This is a genomic window from Lysinibacillus sp. RS11 (genome assembly GCF_042019215.1).
In the GTDB taxonomy this organism is placed as follows: domain Bacteria; phylum Bacillota; class Bacilli; order Bacillales_A; family Planococcaceae; genus Lysinibacillus; species Lysinibacillus xylanilyticus_A.
Map to the genome: position 1 here is coordinate 3,541,010 of NZ_CP168124.1, position 17,118 is coordinate 3,558,127.

A 17,118-nucleotide genomic window follows, 5' to 3' on the forward strand; every position below is an offset into this window, starting at 1 on the left:
TACTCACTACCTTAATAACGTTTGATGGCTACTGTTTTTATTTGTTCGATAACTTTATCAATTGTATCGAAATCTAATGTTATATTATTTTCTTTCGAGAAATCAAACAATAAATCATCAATGTCCTGTGCAATACGGTTGTGAATTTGCAGATTATTATACCAATCCACTTTTTGATGCTGTTTAATAATTTCGTCCATCTTTAACGCTAAGTTTGCAAGGTCTCCATCACCATAAGGAAGCTGTTCATCCTTCGTAGTTAATATATCTCTTGCCACCCCGTAAAACGCTTGTGCGTGACTATTATCTTTAATTGCAATTGGATAAGCTTCTTTGGACTCGCCTTGACGAAACTCTTTTAATAATTCATTCATCGAATTCAAATAATCAGCTTCTGAGATACGCTTTTCTTTGTATTCATCAATAACCGCCTGGATTCGCTCTGAAAACTTTTTATAATAAGCAGGGTTTTCATCCCATTTTGCACTGACACTTTTCGTTAAACGTGTACGAATTGCATCCGCCTTAGCACGTTTCGACCCAAGACGCTCAATCTCTTCCTCAAATGCTCGTTCATTTAAAATATCAACTGGATTGGTAATACGTATAATTTGCTCTGCTGAAATGTATTGGTCCATTAGCTTCTGCATTTTCGCTTCGTATTCCTTATAATCAATTGTATCGGAATAGCGAAGTTTCACGCTTTTCCTTAGCTCTTGAAAGAACTTTAAATCCTTCTTATACTTTCCAAGTTCATCAGGGTGTAAGGTATTATAAATACGCTCTGATTCTAATGAAATGGCGAGTTTACGTCCAAATTTACTTAGCGTATCATAAAAGTCATTTCGCAGTTCTTCATCCTCTAATAACACTTCATATTCTTCAACATCCGATTTATTTCGAATCGGCACAAAAATGTCCCATAATTCTGAATGGTGTTGACGAAGTTCGCCAATAACTGTAATAATATCGTAAATTGCACCTTGAATATCTTCAGGGTCGAAGTTTTCAAATCCAGCGCCTGAATACATCTGTAAGGCTACATCTAACTTTTCAAGTAATCCACGATAATCTATGATAAGACCGTAATCTTTACCCTCATAAAGTCGGTTAACGCGAGCGATAGCTTGTAATAGCGAATGCTCTTTCATTGGCTTATCAATATATAAAATAGAGGCTCTTGGCGCATCGAAGCCTGTTAGCAATTTATCTACAACAATTAATAAATCGATGTCGTCACTATTAATGAATTCATCTTTAATCGTATCTTCATAGGCATCAGCAGTACCATATCGATTCATCATCTTCTTCCAGAAGCGCTGAATTTTATCAGTGGATTCTTCATCAATCGTTTCATGACCTTCACGCTCATCTGGCTTGGAAATTACTACATCACATTTCAAATCCCCTAAATCTTCAAACGCCTCTAAATAACGAATTGCTTCCATCTTGCTATTTGTCGCAAGCATCGCCTTAAATTGCGAGCCTTGTGTTTTATAGTTGCGTATAAAATGCTCATTAATGTCAAAGGCAATCATAGTAATTCTTTGGTCTGAGGAGGCAATTCGTTCGAAATGTGCCCACTTCTTCATTACTTCTTCTTTTTGTTTATCGTTTAAGTTACGTGTAATCATATTTAAACGATTATCAATGGCTATCTTATTCACCGTTTGGTCGACCATTTTCCCTTCATACAACAAAGGAACAATTGCTTTATCATTAACAGCATCTGCAATCGTATACTTATGAATGAGCTTACCAAACTTAATCATTGTGCTCTTTTCTTTCTTCATTAAAGGGGTGCCTGTAAAGCCAAGATACGAAGCATTTGGGAAAACTTTCTTCATCTTATTATGAAGCTCGCCGTATTGTGTACGGTGTGATTCATCAACAAGTACAAAAATATCACGTGATTCAATTGGTTGTTGTTTTGCAAAGGCAGTATCAAATTTATGTACTAACGTTGTAACAATATTAGTATTGCCATCAATTAATAATGAAATTAAGTGATTTCCTGAACTTGCACGACTTGCTTTTAAGCGTGTGTGATTAAATGTCTTATGAATTTGCTTATCCAGCTCTACGCGGTCCGTAACGACAACAATCTGTGGGTTATGACCTGATAGCTCGGATAAAATGGAACGCGCCAGCATAACCATTGTCAGCGATTTACCTGAGCCTTGTGTATGCCAAATAACCCCCGATTGACGATTACCGTTTTCATCTCGCTGTTCAATTGTATTTAGGATTTCTTTAATCGCAAAATACTGCTGGTAACGCGTCACCTTTTTTATATCTTTATCAAACATTATGAAAAAGGCCGTCAGTTCTAATAATCGAGCAGGATGGAACAATGAAATAATATTCTTATCCTGTGTAGTTGGTAAGCGATTTGCTATTACTTGTAACAATTGCTCTAACCAATCTTCCTCTTCTTCCTTCCAAATAGACCAGAACTTTTTAGGCGTACCACACGTTGCATATTGTGTTTCATTTTTATTAGTAGACATTACAATTTGCACGAACTTAAATAATTGTGGAATATAGTCACTTTTTTGATTGCGAATCATCTGGCTAATGCCTTGCTCCATTGAAATCGAAGCCTTTTTACATTCAATCACCACAAATGGAATACCATTAATAAAAAGGACAATGTCTGGACGTGCAAGTCCTCGGCCATCTTTGCGTTCTACTGAAAACTCTTCCACTACATGAAAGACGTTATTTTCAATGTTATCCCAATCAATAAACTGTATTGTAAATGATTGCTTTGAACCATCTGGAAGCAGTTCTGTATAACTTCTTCCTAACATCATTGTTTCATAAATCTTTTCATTCGCTTTCACAAGTCCACTTGTTAAAGGCTCGTCTAAATCACGTATCGCCTGTTGAATATTATTTTCACCGAATTGATATGTGGTACCTTTATATTCATAGCTATTCAGTTTTCTTAACTGCTCTTCTAAAACTGTTCGAAGCAAAACATCATAAAGGCTCCCGCGCATTTGCACTGCTTCTTCAGCTGGAATATATGTATACCCCACGCTTTGTAACACTTCAACCGCGGGCTGTTGACTAATATTGATTTCATCATAAAGTTGCTGAGTGGACATTTCGTTACCCCCAATCTATAAATGAAGGAAAAAGAGTAAGGGCATTACACCTTTACTCTAATTTTCCCTGTTAGAAGTTGTTGCATGAGAGCTTGTTTTTGTTGTTTAATTAATTCAAATTCTCTTTCAAATAAATGAAGTTCTTCGTCTATTCTTTTGAAAAAATACCCAATTGCTTCCTGTTCATCGAGATTGTCTGGAAACATTATATTTTCATTACCCACAATATTTGTATTTAAATTCGTTTGAGAACCTGTCTGACCATATTGCGACCAACTATTTTCAATTCTTAGTAACGCATAATAAAAATAATCTTTATTTATTTTCAATTTATCAAATACAACAAAGCCATCATGAATACATACATCAAAACCTGTAATTATTGGCTTACCGACAGTAGCACATATACTCATGATTATATTATTTTTCTTAACAAAACGACTTTTCTTTATTCCTTCTGCAGATAAAGTTTTTTCTGTATTTAATAATACTTTTTTTGATTTTGTCACATCAGAAATTCTAACCCAACCAATTTTAGAATTATTATCGAACCATTTTTCATCAGTAATAGGTCTTGGAGAGGCCCCTCTATAAACATCTGACAAATTAATTATTTTTTCCTTCTTCCATTCCCCACTATATCCATCTAATCTTACTTCACCCGTCAGCAACTTCTGCATTAATCCTTTTTTCTGTTCTTTTTTCTGCTCAATTAGCTTTTCTTTTAGCTCAATGGCTTTATCCCAAGTATATAAAATAGAAGCTATTTTTTTTTGCTCTGCCACATTTAGAGGTAAACAAATCTCAACCTCTTCAAATTCTTTTTGTCCTAAAGTCTTATTCCTACCAGCTCCTCCTGGCGAAGCTAAATTCAACAAATACTTTCCACGCGAAGATTTAAAGAAGTACGTAATAAAATCTAAATCTAAAATTGCTTTTTTAGGTTTATACATTGGAAATCTATGGGAAGCTATATACCCTTTATCATTCTTTGTAGTTCGTGCTACTGCCATTTCCCATGCAAAAACAATATTAACAATAAAGCACTCTGGCTCTACCCAAAAAACAGACTTGTTTCCTAATTGCTCCCCTGTCACTGCTTCTTTATAGAAAATTCCTTTCCCATGTGACCTAATTCCAATTTGAGTATATTTTTCATCTTTAATTAATTCAACTGGATTTCTAAATCTATCAAAAATATCCTTAACTTTTAAAATACCCCATCCTTTAGGGATTTTCTCTTTACTCATATAAACCATCCTCTATTTATCAAGCTTTTCGTTATTAATCTATTCACTTAAACAAAAATAAATAAGTTTATTACAGGCTCCTTTTACTGAATCATGTAAAAGGAGCTATCTATAATTTACATTCCTAATTCCTTCAAATACTTCTCTATCTCTGCTTCAACTACTTTTAATTCCTCTTTGATATCCGCAATGTTTTGCTTCACTACTTCTATATCAACAGGCTCTTCCTCTTCGAACGTGTCTACATAACGTGGAATATTTAAATTAAAATCGTTCTCTTTAATTTCCTCAAATGTTGCTACATATGAATACTTATCAATTGTTTCTCGGTTATCATATGTCTCCATAATTTCTTGCAAGTCTTCTTCGCGCAGTTTATTTTGATTTTTACCTTTTTCGTAATGTTCTTCACTCGATGCATCAATAAATAACACATCTTTACGCGTCCGATTTTTCTTAAATACAAGTACACACGCAGGAATATCTGTGCCATAGAAAAGCCCTTTTGGTAAGCCAATAACCGTATCAAGCAAATTCATCTCAATAATTTGTTTACGAATTTTGCCTTCACTTGCACCTCGGAATAACACCCCATGAGGTAAAATAGTTGCCATTGTTCCTTTCTCGGATAAAGAATAAAGCATATGCTGTATAAACGCATAATCACCTTTTGAAGTCGGTGGTACACCCCACTCAAATCGGCGATGTTCATCTAAACTTGCATCCATCTTAAACTTGCTATCTGTATTTTCTTCACCTACAAAACCCATTGTCCATTTATCTAATGAGAATGGAGGGTTCGCTACGATTTTTTGGAACTTCATTAGCTTGCCCTCTTCTAAATGAAGTGGGTTTGCTAATGTGTCTCCCCACTCGATATTTGCATCATCAATACCATGTAAGTACATGTTCATTAATGCTAATGAATGCGTTGCACCGTTACGCTCTTGTCCATAAATCGCTACCTTCTTGTTAGGCACTTGCTTAGCTACACGAATTAATAATGAACCTGACCCACAAGTTGGGTCATAAATACGGTCATTCTCTTGTGGTTTTACTAAACGAGCTAATAATTCCGATGCCATTGTTGGCGTGTAAAATTCTCCACCTTTTTTACCTGCATCAGACGCAAAACGTTCAATCATATATTGATAAGAATCACCAATAATGTCTCCATCAGCTACAACAGATGGTCTAAGTGTTAATTTGTTGAAGTCCTCTAATAAGGAACGTAACATTGCATTTCGCTCTTTTGTTTTCCCTAAAATCGCTTCGCTGTTAAAATCGATATTCCGAAACACTCCACGAAGCTTACCTGTATTTTCATTTTCAATACGTTCTAACACTTTATTGATGATTTCACCGATTTCAGCATCATTACGTTTGCTGTATAAGTAGTCGAAAGTTGACTTTTCATCTAATATAAAGCGTTCACGCGCTATTGCTCGTTGAATACGCTGTTCATCACCGTCATAACGTGCTGTATATTCTTCTAAATGCTCTTTATATGAGTCACTCAAATATTTAATGAACAGCATTGTTAAAATGTAATCCTTATAAATACTCGAATCAATTTTTCCGCGGAATGTATCTGCGGCCTGCCACTGTACACTATTGATTTGTTCTTGCGTTACTTTTTCAGTCATGTAACTTCCTCCTAATTCGTTCCTTGTAGCACTTTATTTGTTAGTACGTGAAAGAGCTTCTTTTTCTTCAATTAAATCTGTTAACAGCTGTTTTTCCTTCAAATGACGCTTATACAGTTGAACAATGTTTCGTTGCTTTTCAAGTTCAATTTGCTCTATCGGTATCGCACTGTTGCTTTATTCTACCTGGGATACATGGTCCCAGCTGGACCTTTTTCTAATCTTTCTTTACGAAAGTCGTATTCATATACCATGCTACATACTAAGGTAAAAAGCATTCTGTTTGCACCTCTCTCACCGCAAATGTAGAAGGTATTAATAACCCCGTACTTTTTTAATAGTAAACATTTTGTAAGTCGCTTTGACCGCCTCAGGAAGACTCTCTTTACCCCTTGTAGTTATTAAGCCAACCTTAAATCATATAACAATATTACTGTAATTGTAAATGTTTTTCTGCTGTATCCTATATATTTTCTAATGGATTAATCTCTACCGATATGCAGTTCCCCTTATATCGAACTTCTTCATTTAATCTTTATTGAATCATTATTCGGCTATTTTTAATACAGAATCTTAACTCTACAAAAGCTATATTTCTTCTATCACTAACAATACATAGTAACTACAATCACTGCGACCTGCACCAAAGCTTAAAATACGTAATTTTCATAGGTATGATTAACGTTATAAGAGCATGAAAAAAAGGCACTGGATATCCCACTGCCTTAACGACGTGTCATACGAAAGAATGGTGGCAAAAGAGAAAAAAACGAAAAAAAATAAGACGAGTGATAATCATACCTTTTTAGATTTTATTTTCGATGTACCATCTTTGTATAAACCGGAATTAATTTTCTTACCCTTCAGACTAATCCTCTGTTCATGTATTTTTTTAGTGCCTTAAGAAACAAGTTTCTTGATTGCTTCAATTGCCTTTAATATACTTATTTTTTGCTTGCTGTATTTGTTGTACTACAAGGTCAAAACGGTCGTCCATTATATCAATATCTTTAAATATCAACTTTTCCAAAATGTTCATTGCACGCATCTTCCCTTGCATCTTTAGTAACCTTTTTTAAATTCTCCATTTCATGTTTAATAATAGTTGTTATCCATGAATTTTCAAATCCTTCTAATATCAATTCAGAATATATTTTATCATGTTTCTCTAAAAGTTCATTTCTTTCCGCTATCCGCTTATCTTTATCCTCTTTATTTATATGAAAATCTTCTATGATAACTTTATATCTTTCCAATGTTGATGATAAATCAGTCAATTCCCTAAAATGCTGTCGAAGATGTACATTTTCTTTTAACTTTGCTAAAGTCTGCTTCAATTTTTGTTCTGTTTTCTTAACAACCTGTTCTTCAAATACTACAACCATGTTCAATTGTTCGTCGCCCCTTCTTTTAAAAAAACATAAATTTCCCACCCGACTATCAACCATAGGAGATTTATGACTCTGTTTAAAATTAATTTTATAAATTATTTAATCACCTTGATACAATATTCTCCCCAATAATTCTCATTGTCTCCACATATATCATGTAACCATATGTACATTAAAATTACTTCAAGAAACTGCTTCTTCCCTTTTATAAAAGTCTTCATTGAAATTTTGGTGTAAAGAGTATTTAAATTAAAGAGATTTGTTTTTTGTTTATAATCATAAATATAAGGCTGCCAATTTTCACTGGTTTTAATTTTATGTTTTACTGGCCATAAAGAATCATCATCAGAAAAACGTAATAAATAATTAGAAGCAAACGCCCAAATATTCACTTTGTTTTTACTCCAAGTTCTTTCCAGCCAATCATTTATATCTTCAGTCAAAAATATCGAAGGATTATTTAACTCTTTTTCACTTTCAATTCGATGGTAATCTTTTATAAAATTGAATAACATCTCTGTCTGACCTTTTAAAAATGGGTTCTTTTTTATAAGATGGGCATAACAATCATATGAACAAGTCCTAAATTCATGTTCAGTGTTATATAAAAGAAAAAGTTCTTCTTTTCTTAAAAAACTTATAATAGAACGATGGATTTGCTTTTCATGAACATCATAAATATCGACAAGCCATTCTTGAACAGCATCTTCATACTTTTCCAATTGATTTCTAAATTTCACTAACCGTTCTTCATTTAAGAATGTTTTTTGTTCCATCTCCTCAATATTCAAATATTGATTAAAATATTCAAAAACATAATTCACACAAACACGTATATTTTCATTTTTTGAATCAATATCATATTCATTTATTTTATCTTCTCTTTTTCTTTTTGAAATGTATTCTTCAAGAGAAAACATTTTCATCACATCCCTCTTTATTTCTCCCAAAACCCTATTGTTCTTAAGAACAGTTGCTCCGCACTATCTAAACTTTCATTTTTTCTTTAAAACTTAATCGAATCCGTTACTCTTTTATTATTTTGTTACGGGGCAAAATCTTCATCAAAGCACATATCACAATAGCCTGACTGGTCATATTTGAAAATGGCTTTCCTCTCCTCATTTAATCCTTCGGGGGTGAAACTATACGCACGAACTCTTTGTAAATCGAATTCATCATCGTGATAACGGTAAACCATTAAAACATTCGACTTTTGAATCTTATTCTTTCGCAGAATCAATTCATTTAGATAATCTACCCTTTCAGCAGATTTAATGTATTGTATTCCTATAACATTATGCGGAATATATCCTTCTTCTGTTTGCGAAAATAGCTTTTCTATTGTTTCAACATCTTTTTTCGGGATACTCTCCCTCTCCAAATGTAAGGCAAGATATAAAAAATGTTCATCATCAAATCGGGCATCCCACTTCCACCAAGATAAATCCATTGGTCGGGGACGCCCTTTTGATTTATCAAACTTCGAATCTTCAATGAATGCATCGAAGCCAAGCATTTCTCTTAATTGAGCAAAAAAGTCAATTTCCCTTTTTGTAAACATAGAAACATTATGTAAATGGGATAAGTTCATTCTGCGATAACTCCTTACATACCCCTCGAAAAATTGCATGAGATTGAAATAATATTTATCCATAAATACCTTCCTCTTTATATAAATCGAAATTTCAAACTTCTATATTTTAATTCTATGTTATTATTTGATATTAGGAAAGTCTGCATAAAATTTATAAATTCTATGGAGGAGTGGCAATGCCAAATACTGATTGGACAAAACTTAGTTCTTTACAAGTAGGAAAATACGCAGAGTATTTTGCAAAAATGGAATTTGCATCTTATGGATTAGAAGTTTACACAACAGAGGTGGATGATAGAGGTATCGATTTTATTATAAAAGATAAGAATGGTCGTTTCTCTGAAATACAGGTCAAATCTCTTAGAGGTACAGGCTATGTGTTTATGCAAAAAAGTAAATTCGACATTACGAATAAAAACCTATATCTGGCTCTATTAATTTTTAATGTTGGTGCAATGCCTGATGTTTTTCTTATCCCTTCACAAGCATGGGAAGTACCGAATGAAATATTTGTTGACAGAAATTATGATAAACCAGGACAAACAAGTAAACCAGAGTGGGGAATTAATATATCTAAAAAGAACTACCCCATTCTCGAATTCTTTAAATTTGAGGAAACAATTAAAGACTTTTTAAATGAAAAGTAAATATAATGTTAGTCTTTGAATATTAAATATTTTTTATAAAAACAACCACTTTAAGACTTTGTAAAAACAAGGAAGGTGGTTGTTTCATAACGCAAAAGGGTGTCGTTCTCATAAAAAATGTCCTTTCTATGCACGAACCCCCAAAGCTCGGCAGTCTATATTTTACCAAATTTTTAATTAAACTGAAAGTGTGGCAGGATTATAACGAACTCCTGTAAGCCCATATTGAACAAGCACAATGCAATTAGTCTTTCCCTTTCATAATTAAATGAAAGGAAAACCCCGTCCACTAATTCTATTTATTTTCCGCTGGCGTAAATTCTTCATACATCTTATAATTTATCGCTTGAGCTTCTTTCTTAGGAATTAACATAAGGTCATAATTCCCTCCTCCAAGTTTTTGAATAACAATTTAAAATTTCGTATTGGCATTACAGAAGTGATTCTCATTTCCTGCCCCTACCTTTACATAATTCCATATCAGTTTTGAAAAGCATTATCACAAACCATGTATACTTGACTTGATAATAACAGATACCTCCTCCTGTGTTATATACAGCCATGTTGTAACCTATACCATTTTCATAATTTAGCGAAAAAAGTATGAACCTTTTCATACTTTTTCTGCATTTACCCCAAAGAATTATGGAATAAGCATGATAAAATAAGAACTTTTATGAAATTATTTCGCAGATGTTTAGATATAGTTATGAACAAACATTATTTGAATCCACATTGTTAATGTAGTCTAACTATTAAATGAAACCAAATAAACTCTTAAACGTAAATTTATTTAAGAAAAATTATAAAGGTCAGTAACTATTTCAGGAAAAAGGGATGAGTCATATGAAGAAATGGTGGCAAAGAAAGAAAAACAAAACGAGAAAAAGTAAGAAGAGTGATAAAAATTATACCTTTTTAGATTTCATTCTTGATGTACTATCCTGTATACCAGAATTAATTTTCTTACCCTTCAGATTAATCTTCTGGTTGCTTAGAGGCATAGGCAGATTCATTGGAGGCGTATTTGATTTTGTATAAGATTAAATACATGCCCCTATTGAAATAAGGTACTGGTAACCCCCATGCTTTGTTCCTGTTTAACTACATACGGTATTATGTGTATGTTCAGTACGGAGATTCTGGAACAGAGAAGAGAAAGTAAGTAACCTTAGAATAATTAAAAACTTATAATTATATGTTTTTATCCCTTAAAATGTCCATTTAGTATGAAGAATCTGGAACACCCTTTGAAATCAAAATAAAGAGAACTAATAAAAAATCATAGTTCTCTTTTCTAACTTTTGTTCATGTATTAATTTAGTGCCTTAAGAAAAACATCAACTTTACTGATTATTTTAATAGTATCTACATGTTTGCTATGCCCTTTCCATTCACTATCCAGTAATGTCTGTATAAGTGCTAACAAACTCTCTCTTGCCTCCATTGTTGGCAGTTTTCCTCTAATCAGATATTCGTTATATACCAACATCTCTTGAATACTCTTCGCTGGAAGGTCCTCCTCAAATGTGTCGATATCAACTAAATCGGTTATCTGCACGCCAAGTGCTTGAGCGAGGTTCTTTATAATTGGATACGAAGGGGCACGTCTAATACCCTTTTCAAGTTTGTTGATATAGCCTGCATCCATTTTTGCCAGTTCGCCTAATTGCTTATAAGTGAGATTTCGGACTTGCCGATAGTGCTTGAGACGCTGACAAAATGTCCTTGAAATCTCTCGGTTTCCTTTTACAGTCGTAGTATTTTCATTCATATACAGTTCCCCCTGTTTAATTTATCTAATCCACAATCGCATTAGAAATTCCAATAATGATGATTTCTAAAAAATAGAATCCTTTGTCATTAGAAACTTGCTATATTATAGATTTGGTATGCAAATTTATTCGATAATATCAGAGAGGAAAAGTAAGATGAAGCATAAAAACCTTTCACTATAAACCGTGGATGCATCAGATAAACTAATTTTTCTGTTCATTCCCTATTAATTTCTTTATCCATCACAACAAGCTTACATACCCCTGCTTTAAGTAGAAGCTGCACATCTAAAAAAGCATCAGCAAGCTCAGACTCTTTATAAATTTCCTTTTCAAAAAAGTTGACCTGTGCTTCATACGTAACAACGTGGATGTTTTTTAACATCTGATATACAGTCATTCTTTATCCTCCCCTTGTTTATCCAACATTTTTCCCTCTCAAAAATCAATGGAAAAATAATTCCATTTTGACTATAGACAAAAATAAAAAGACGCTGCATATAGTCATCGCTATATCCAACGTCTCATGTACATCTACCATGTTCAATTTTTGAAATTGCCAATCTAAAATAATTTAAATGCTTCATACATTCCCTTTGCAAAAGAAACACCTCCCTATGTGAATGCATTGAGTATACCACTTTAATCCATGTCGAGGAAGGCATTTTCTATTCATCAAATTTTTTTCTATTGCACCTGATAGAATTACTATATTCATTCTATTTCATCATTTGATACCATTATATACATTGATATATTTCCAATTTAAACAAATACTTATTTGAGATTTTAAGGCTAAAGGGAAATAGAGATAATCTATAGTAGCTATATAGAAGAAACGGAGTGAAAATCGAATGCGTTCTAAAATTGTGCCGACATTAGAATCAGATGGTTGTATTACGTATAAAGAAGGATTACCATTTCCAATTGTCCATTATCCTTCAAGTTGGGGTTCATTTTTTGGTTTTCAAGAAACTGAAGATAGTCATGTCTGCCATTGCTCCTGTCAATGAAAAGCTTGGAAGTATACCTTAAAAGACCGAAGGACAATCAGGTTTTCTCCTGATTTCCCTCCAGTCTTGACCATCCTTTTTATCTAAGGATACACTTTTTTTAGTTAGGGACAATGTTTTTTAGGAGTGTACAAAGAAGAAGGATGTAAGTGTTAAGGTACAAGAATAAAATCCAATTATATTTTCAAGACTCACCTTAATCAAATTCATCCAAAAGCCTAACTATATGTTGATATTCCTTTTAACCGTCTCCCATTCTTCTGAAACAGAAGAATTTATTCCACGAAATATTTTACTGGATAATTGAATACCCATACTTGCTACAGTTGTTTCATAGCGAAAAACTAAATTTAGAATTATTGATATTGCTTTCTTATTGGCCTTTAAACCATTTGCCAAAAAAATCTGTCTAAACTCATTGAAAATCTGTCCACATGAATGTCGAAGAACTTCTAACTTAATCCACGAAACTACCAACCCCGTAGTGAATAGGGTCTGAGCTACTATTGCTAAAAAGTTTAGATTCGTGTCTCTAAGTAAAATCAACAAGAACCAAATAATAATATAAAGAAGCACTTTAACTCGCTCCAATTTGCACATTCGTTCAGTTATCCTTAATGTAAATAAGCTATTCTCAAAAACATTCATTCCTAATCGAAGAATAGAAGGCGATTGCGAATTGTTATAATACAAATTTGTTTCTTCATCATCGAGCTTTATCCCAAGCGAATCAGACAACAAATGGACTCGTCTCTTATTTTGTGCTTCCCTCAACGAAAAGATGCTTAACCCGTTACTAAAAACAAAATATAAAAATGTAATGAGGATAAATAAAATATTCATTAGATTGTTTATATCTACATTTTTACCTGTAAAGAATACTGCAAAAGAGCAAATCACAGACGACCAAAAAAGGACACTGCTTACTACACTAATTTGCGAAACCCTATTAAAATAATTTTCAACTGTATCAATTCTTTCTGTTGCCATCTACTAATCCCCTTTAAAAGTTAGGAAATAATTTCTTAATTTCAGATTCTGCAGAATAAGGCCTACCATTTCTTTCATATTCTTTTGTTTGTTCTATAATTTTTTTGGCTCTATCCACCTTTTGCTTATAGCCCTGCGGGTCATTATAATTATACGTCAACTTCTCAAATGTACTGTAAGTGAAATCCTTTAAACTATTACAATTCCAATAATAATTTTCGACAATCCAGTTTTCTAATGCGTATGAAGTTAAGTAACTTCCATTTAACCTGTTCCAGTATTTCATCAACCTCACCAAAGGTTTTATCTTTGATTGATATCTGATATTTGCATTAGTCAACTTTTCGTTAAAGGCATTCGGATTTGTTGCAATCCATTCTTCATATGAAGAAGCACTTGATGGAATATAGATATTTCCCCAATAATCCTGCTTGGCAGGAACTAATTCAAATTTAATATGATTAAGTTCAAGTACAATTGTGGGATGTGATTGATGAATCTCAGAACTTCTATAGTAATAATTCACAAAGTTTTTTAAGTAGTTTAGTAAAGTTTGTGGTTTATATTCTTTCGGGTTTTTGAAAATAACCATATAATCAACATCTGAATATTCATCAGCTTTTCTCGGTAAAATTGTTCCTCTTGTATATGAGCCGAATTTAAAGTGACCTATTAATTGGCCATCAAAATACCTATTCAATCTATCTGATAACGTTTCAATAGACTTCTTTATCTTATCTTTTTCATCTTGCTTTAAGTTCAATTGACTCGATAAATTATCCAAATGCGATTGTACACTCATTTGACCAGCCCTTTCGTATTTCTTTATTATAGTCAAATTCTATCATACAATCGACTAAAGGCAAACATATATTCTTTTTGGAATAACCAATAATCCCAAATAGTTAATATTAAGATATAATTTGGTTAAAAGGAAAAGAGATGAATAAAAAGAGATATTAATTGGAGGAATGTTATGAAATACTTATTTACTGATATTTCAACCCATATTGATTTAGGTTTTGGAATTACGGCCACAAACTTCAGACGTACAGCTATTTTTCTTGATGAAAACTATAAGGGTGGCTTTAATTCAGGTGAAATGCCAGTTTTATATCTATTTAGGCATTCAGTAGAATTATATATAAAATCGCTTATAACCATTTTTCATAAGGAATTGAGATTGCCCTATAAAGATGGTGAACTTGCTTTTGATAATGATATTCCATATATAAAAGTGAAAAAAGAGTGGAAGGAAATATCAAAATGCCACGATATATCTACTCTATACAAGTATTTTATGGAGATATTAGAAGAAAACAGAGAATCATTAGCACTTAAAGCCCCCGATGCTAATTGGGATATTATCAAACCTGAAAATCAGATATACGTTGATATGATTAAATCATATGATTTTGATAGTACTTACTTTCGTTATCCTTTTACAAAAAATAAAAATGCGGATAAAAAGAAATATAACGTTGAAATGATTGATATTGAGGAAGTAACAAAAAAATTAAACCCTAACAAGCAAGAGGTAGCTTTTCTTATTTTTAATGATGACGAAGAACTCGTTGAGGCACATATTAGCAAAAAAACTGAATTAGATGATTTGATTGATGCAATTAAGGAACTATCTTCATACTTCAATAACATTCATGCTATGACAAGGGCAACTCTTTGTGATAGCTGGTAAATTACTGCTATATTAGCCATTGTGTTTAAAGGGAGCGGTGGTGATAAATCTGCGTGTAGTTAATGAAATATCTTTGATTTACAAAAAGAGCCACACCGCTCTACCTGAAGTTTTGGCTCTTCATTTTTAAATCCTTCAATAATTGCACTGAACGATTAGTTAGTTGTCAAAAATTTATTATGCGGTCTCTTATTAATTTTAGGTTTTTCCTCATACGGTAAGCCAGCATTTCTTAAAATCTGCCAATTAGGTCATACTTCTTCTTGCATTTTCATTTTATTTAAGACATATTCAATTCTTCTGTTTTGAAATTCACTGACTGAATCCAAATGTTTTTCCAGGTAGAGCTTTGTTTTGGGTAGTTTATTTAACTTCTTCTCAAAAGAGCTTTCCTTCCTATCATTGAACCTATCTCGGATAATGTAATGCGGATAGACATTTTGTCTTCATTCAGCAATACATCTAAGGCATTAATAACCTCATCTAAGATTTCGTTATCTCACTTAGTCCAATCAATTCAATTTATTTAGGAATGCCTCAAGTAAACCTTTTATCATCTTCCCTATTTAAACTCTTTGTTGATTAATGATTTTTTCACGCTTCTCCATATCATCAATCCATTCATATTCTTCATTCTCTTCTATTGATTCTTGAATGAGTTCGATATTTTGTTCAAGGATTCTTCAAAGAGTTCTCTTTCTATTTCACTACTATATATGGCAATCCCCGAGTAGAGTCTGTTTCTTGCTAAGATTGCTTCATGGTCTTCAGTTTAAAGGAATACATGGAGTATAAAATTTAGAGCACTAATTACACATTGGAACTCTGAAAATCGAGTTCCAATTAATTTCCACCCTAAAATCAACAATAAATTTTAACTGGGCCAGATATTGATGTCTTTGTTTTAGTGATTGGCTATAAACATTTACTTTAGCAACCAATTAATTAATTTCTTTCAACCAAAAATTCTCTTAAGCTATTTGATACTTCGTCAACATCCAAATCTAAATACTGGGTTGTGACTTCTAAGTTAGAATGTCCTAATGCTTTAGATATTAATGCAATATTAGCTCCTTTGGAAAGTAAATTTTTAGCAAATGCTCTTCTAAGTGCATGTGGGTTAATGTTTTTTAAGCCAAATTGTTTGCTATACTTTGTTAATTGTTTTGAAATTGCATTATTAGTGGATTTTGTATCTAAAGGAGTTGCTTTATAGGAAATAAAGATATTCTCGTTGTTTTGATGATAATGTCGTCGAATTTTATTATTTTGTTGAATCAACACTTGATACAACTGAATTAATTGATTATCAATCGGTAGCTTCAATAACTTATGATTTTTTAAAATCTCCCCTTCTAAAACCAACGTTTTTTCATCAAAATCGATATGTTTTTCTTCAAGTTTTCCTAAAGTATTTATTCTAATCCCAGTTTTATACATTGTTAATATTGCTACTGCATCTCTTAGACCTATAAAAGTATTTAAATCTAAAAGAGAAATCAATAATTGTACATCTTTTTCATTTGCTCCAGCTTTTACTTTTTTATCTACTTTGAGGTTCACATCTTGCCAAAATTTTGACTCATACCAACCATTTGTATAACATTTACTTAAGAATGACTTAAGTGCTTTTAATCTGGTTAATTTTGTTTGATTTGAAACTTGCATGGTTTCAAGCCAAGAATAGATTGTATCTAATGTTATTTCATTTAAAAACGTAATAGCCTGTACATCTTTTAAGTGATTTACAATTGTTTCATAGTCTTTTATTGTTCGAGGTCGAAGACCACTGGAAATCATTTGTCTTTTCACAATTTGAATCGCATCTTTTATCATTTTTGAATTATTTTTCACATGCTTAACAGTTGCCTCATTCTCAAACTTTAAAAGGTTTAAATCAACATCTACTTCAAATAGTCCCGACTTTTTAGTCATAAAAAAAATCCTCCATTCAAGAATTGATTGGAAGATGATTCTGGTCTCCTAATAAAATTACAAGG

The 17,118-nt window shown here is 32.5% G+C and carries 14 protein-coding genes; 3 read left to right on the top strand and 11 right to left on the bottom strand.

Annotation, left to right across the window (positions count from 1 at the left end):
* Positions 1 to 11 precede the first annotated feature (11 nt).
* From AB9L17_RS18225 to AB9L17_RS18250, 6 genes are all read right to left on the bottom strand, one after another.
* Positions 12 to 3,113: a type I restriction endonuclease subunit R gene (locus AB9L17_RS18225; RefSeq protein WP_375199578.1), complete on the bottom strand. Its 3,102-nt coding sequence runs from the start codon at positions 3,111 to 3,113 to the stop codon at positions 12 to 14.
* A 44-nt stretch (positions 3,114 to 3,157) separates the two neighbouring features.
* On the bottom strand, positions 3,158 to 4,363 hold the full coding sequence (locus tag AB9L17_RS18230) for a restriction endonuclease subunit S (RefSeq protein ID WP_375199579.1): 1,206 nt from the start codon (positions 4,361 to 4,363) through the stop codon (positions 3,158 to 3,160).
* Positions 4,364 to 4,479: 116 nt separating this feature from the next.
* A complete protein-coding gene (locus tag AB9L17_RS18235) occupies positions 4,480 to 6,009 on the bottom strand; it encodes a type I restriction-modification system subunit M (protein ID WP_375199580.1) in 1,530 nt (509 codons plus the stop codon).
* Positions 6,010 to 7,019: 1,010 nt separating this feature from the next.
* Complete coding sequence (locus AB9L17_RS18240) at positions 7,020 to 7,400, bottom strand: hypothetical protein (protein WP_375199581.1); 381 nt, start codon at positions 7,398 to 7,400, stop codon at positions 7,020 to 7,022.
* A 95-nt stretch (positions 7,401 to 7,495) separates the two neighbouring features.
* Positions 7,496 to 8,320: a hypothetical protein gene (locus tag AB9L17_RS18245; RefSeq protein WP_375199582.1), complete on the bottom strand. Its 825-nt coding sequence runs from the start codon at positions 8,318 to 8,320 to the stop codon at positions 7,496 to 7,498.
* A gap of 125 nt (positions 8,321 to 8,445) precedes the next feature.
* The gene (locus AB9L17_RS18250; RefSeq protein ID WP_375199583.1) at positions 8,446 to 9,057 is read right to left on the bottom strand and encodes a hypothetical protein; all 612 of its coding nucleotides are present in this window, start codon (positions 9,055 to 9,057) and stop codon (positions 8,446 to 8,448) included.
* A gap of 116 nt (positions 9,058 to 9,173) precedes the next feature.
* Here AB9L17_RS18250 and AB9L17_RS18255 point away from each other — a divergent pair, with 116 nt between their 5' ends.
* Positions 9,174 to 9,644 carry a DUF4365 domain-containing protein gene (locus tag AB9L17_RS18255; protein ID WP_375199584.1) on the top strand — a complete coding sequence of 157 codons (471 nt, stop codon included), beginning with the start codon at positions 9,174 to 9,176 and terminating at the stop codon, positions 9,642 to 9,644.
* Between the two features lie 846 nt (positions 9,645 to 10,490).
* Entirely contained in the window at positions 10,491 to 10,685 is a 195-nt protein-coding gene (locus AB9L17_RS18260) for a hypothetical protein (RefSeq protein ID WP_375199585.1), read from the top strand.
* 274 nt (positions 10,686 to 10,959) lie between these two features.
* On the opposite strand, the gene AB9L17_RS18265 is transcribed toward AB9L17_RS18260, so the two are convergent.
* The 4 genes from AB9L17_RS18265 to AB9L17_RS18280 all read right to left on the bottom strand — a co-directional run bounded on the left by AB9L17_RS18265 (position 10,960) and on the right by AB9L17_RS18280 (position 14,224).
* On the bottom strand, positions 10,960 to 11,418 hold the full coding sequence (locus tag AB9L17_RS18265) for a helix-turn-helix domain-containing protein (RefSeq protein WP_375199586.1): 459 nt from the start codon (positions 11,416 to 11,418) through the stop codon (positions 10,960 to 10,962).
* 218 nt (positions 11,419 to 11,636) lie between these two features.
* Positions 11,637 to 11,819: a hypothetical protein gene (locus AB9L17_RS18270; RefSeq protein ID WP_375199587.1), complete on the bottom strand. Its 183-nt coding sequence runs from the start codon at positions 11,817 to 11,819 to the stop codon at positions 11,637 to 11,639.
* 835 nt (positions 11,820 to 12,654) lie between these two features.
* The gene (locus AB9L17_RS18275) at positions 12,655 to 13,422 is read right to left on the bottom strand and encodes a hypothetical protein (RefSeq protein ID WP_375199588.1); all 768 of its coding nucleotides are present in this window, start codon (positions 13,420 to 13,422) and stop codon (positions 12,655 to 12,657) included.
* A 13-nt stretch (positions 13,423 to 13,435) separates the two neighbouring features.
* The gene (locus AB9L17_RS18280) at positions 13,436 to 14,224 is read right to left on the bottom strand and encodes an SMODS domain-containing nucleotidyltransferase (RefSeq protein ID WP_375199589.1); all 789 of its coding nucleotides are present in this window, start codon (positions 14,222 to 14,224) and stop codon (positions 13,436 to 13,438) included.
* A gap of 174 nt (positions 14,225 to 14,398) precedes the next feature.
* Here AB9L17_RS18280 and AB9L17_RS18285 point away from each other — a divergent pair, with 174 nt between their 5' ends.
* Positions 14,399 to 15,118, top strand: coding sequence for a hypothetical protein (locus AB9L17_RS18285; protein ID WP_375199590.1), 720 nt, complete (start codon positions 14,399 to 14,401; stop codon positions 15,116 to 15,118).
* 945 nt (positions 15,119 to 16,063) lie between these two features.
* Here the strand turns inward: AB9L17_RS18285 and AB9L17_RS18290 are convergent.
* The gene (locus AB9L17_RS18290) at positions 16,064 to 17,053 is read right to left on the bottom strand and encodes a tyrosine-type recombinase/integrase (protein WP_375199591.1); all 990 of its coding nucleotides are present in this window, start codon (positions 17,051 to 17,053) and stop codon (positions 16,064 to 16,066) included.
* Between the last annotated feature and the right edge of the window lie 65 nt (positions 17,054 to 17,118).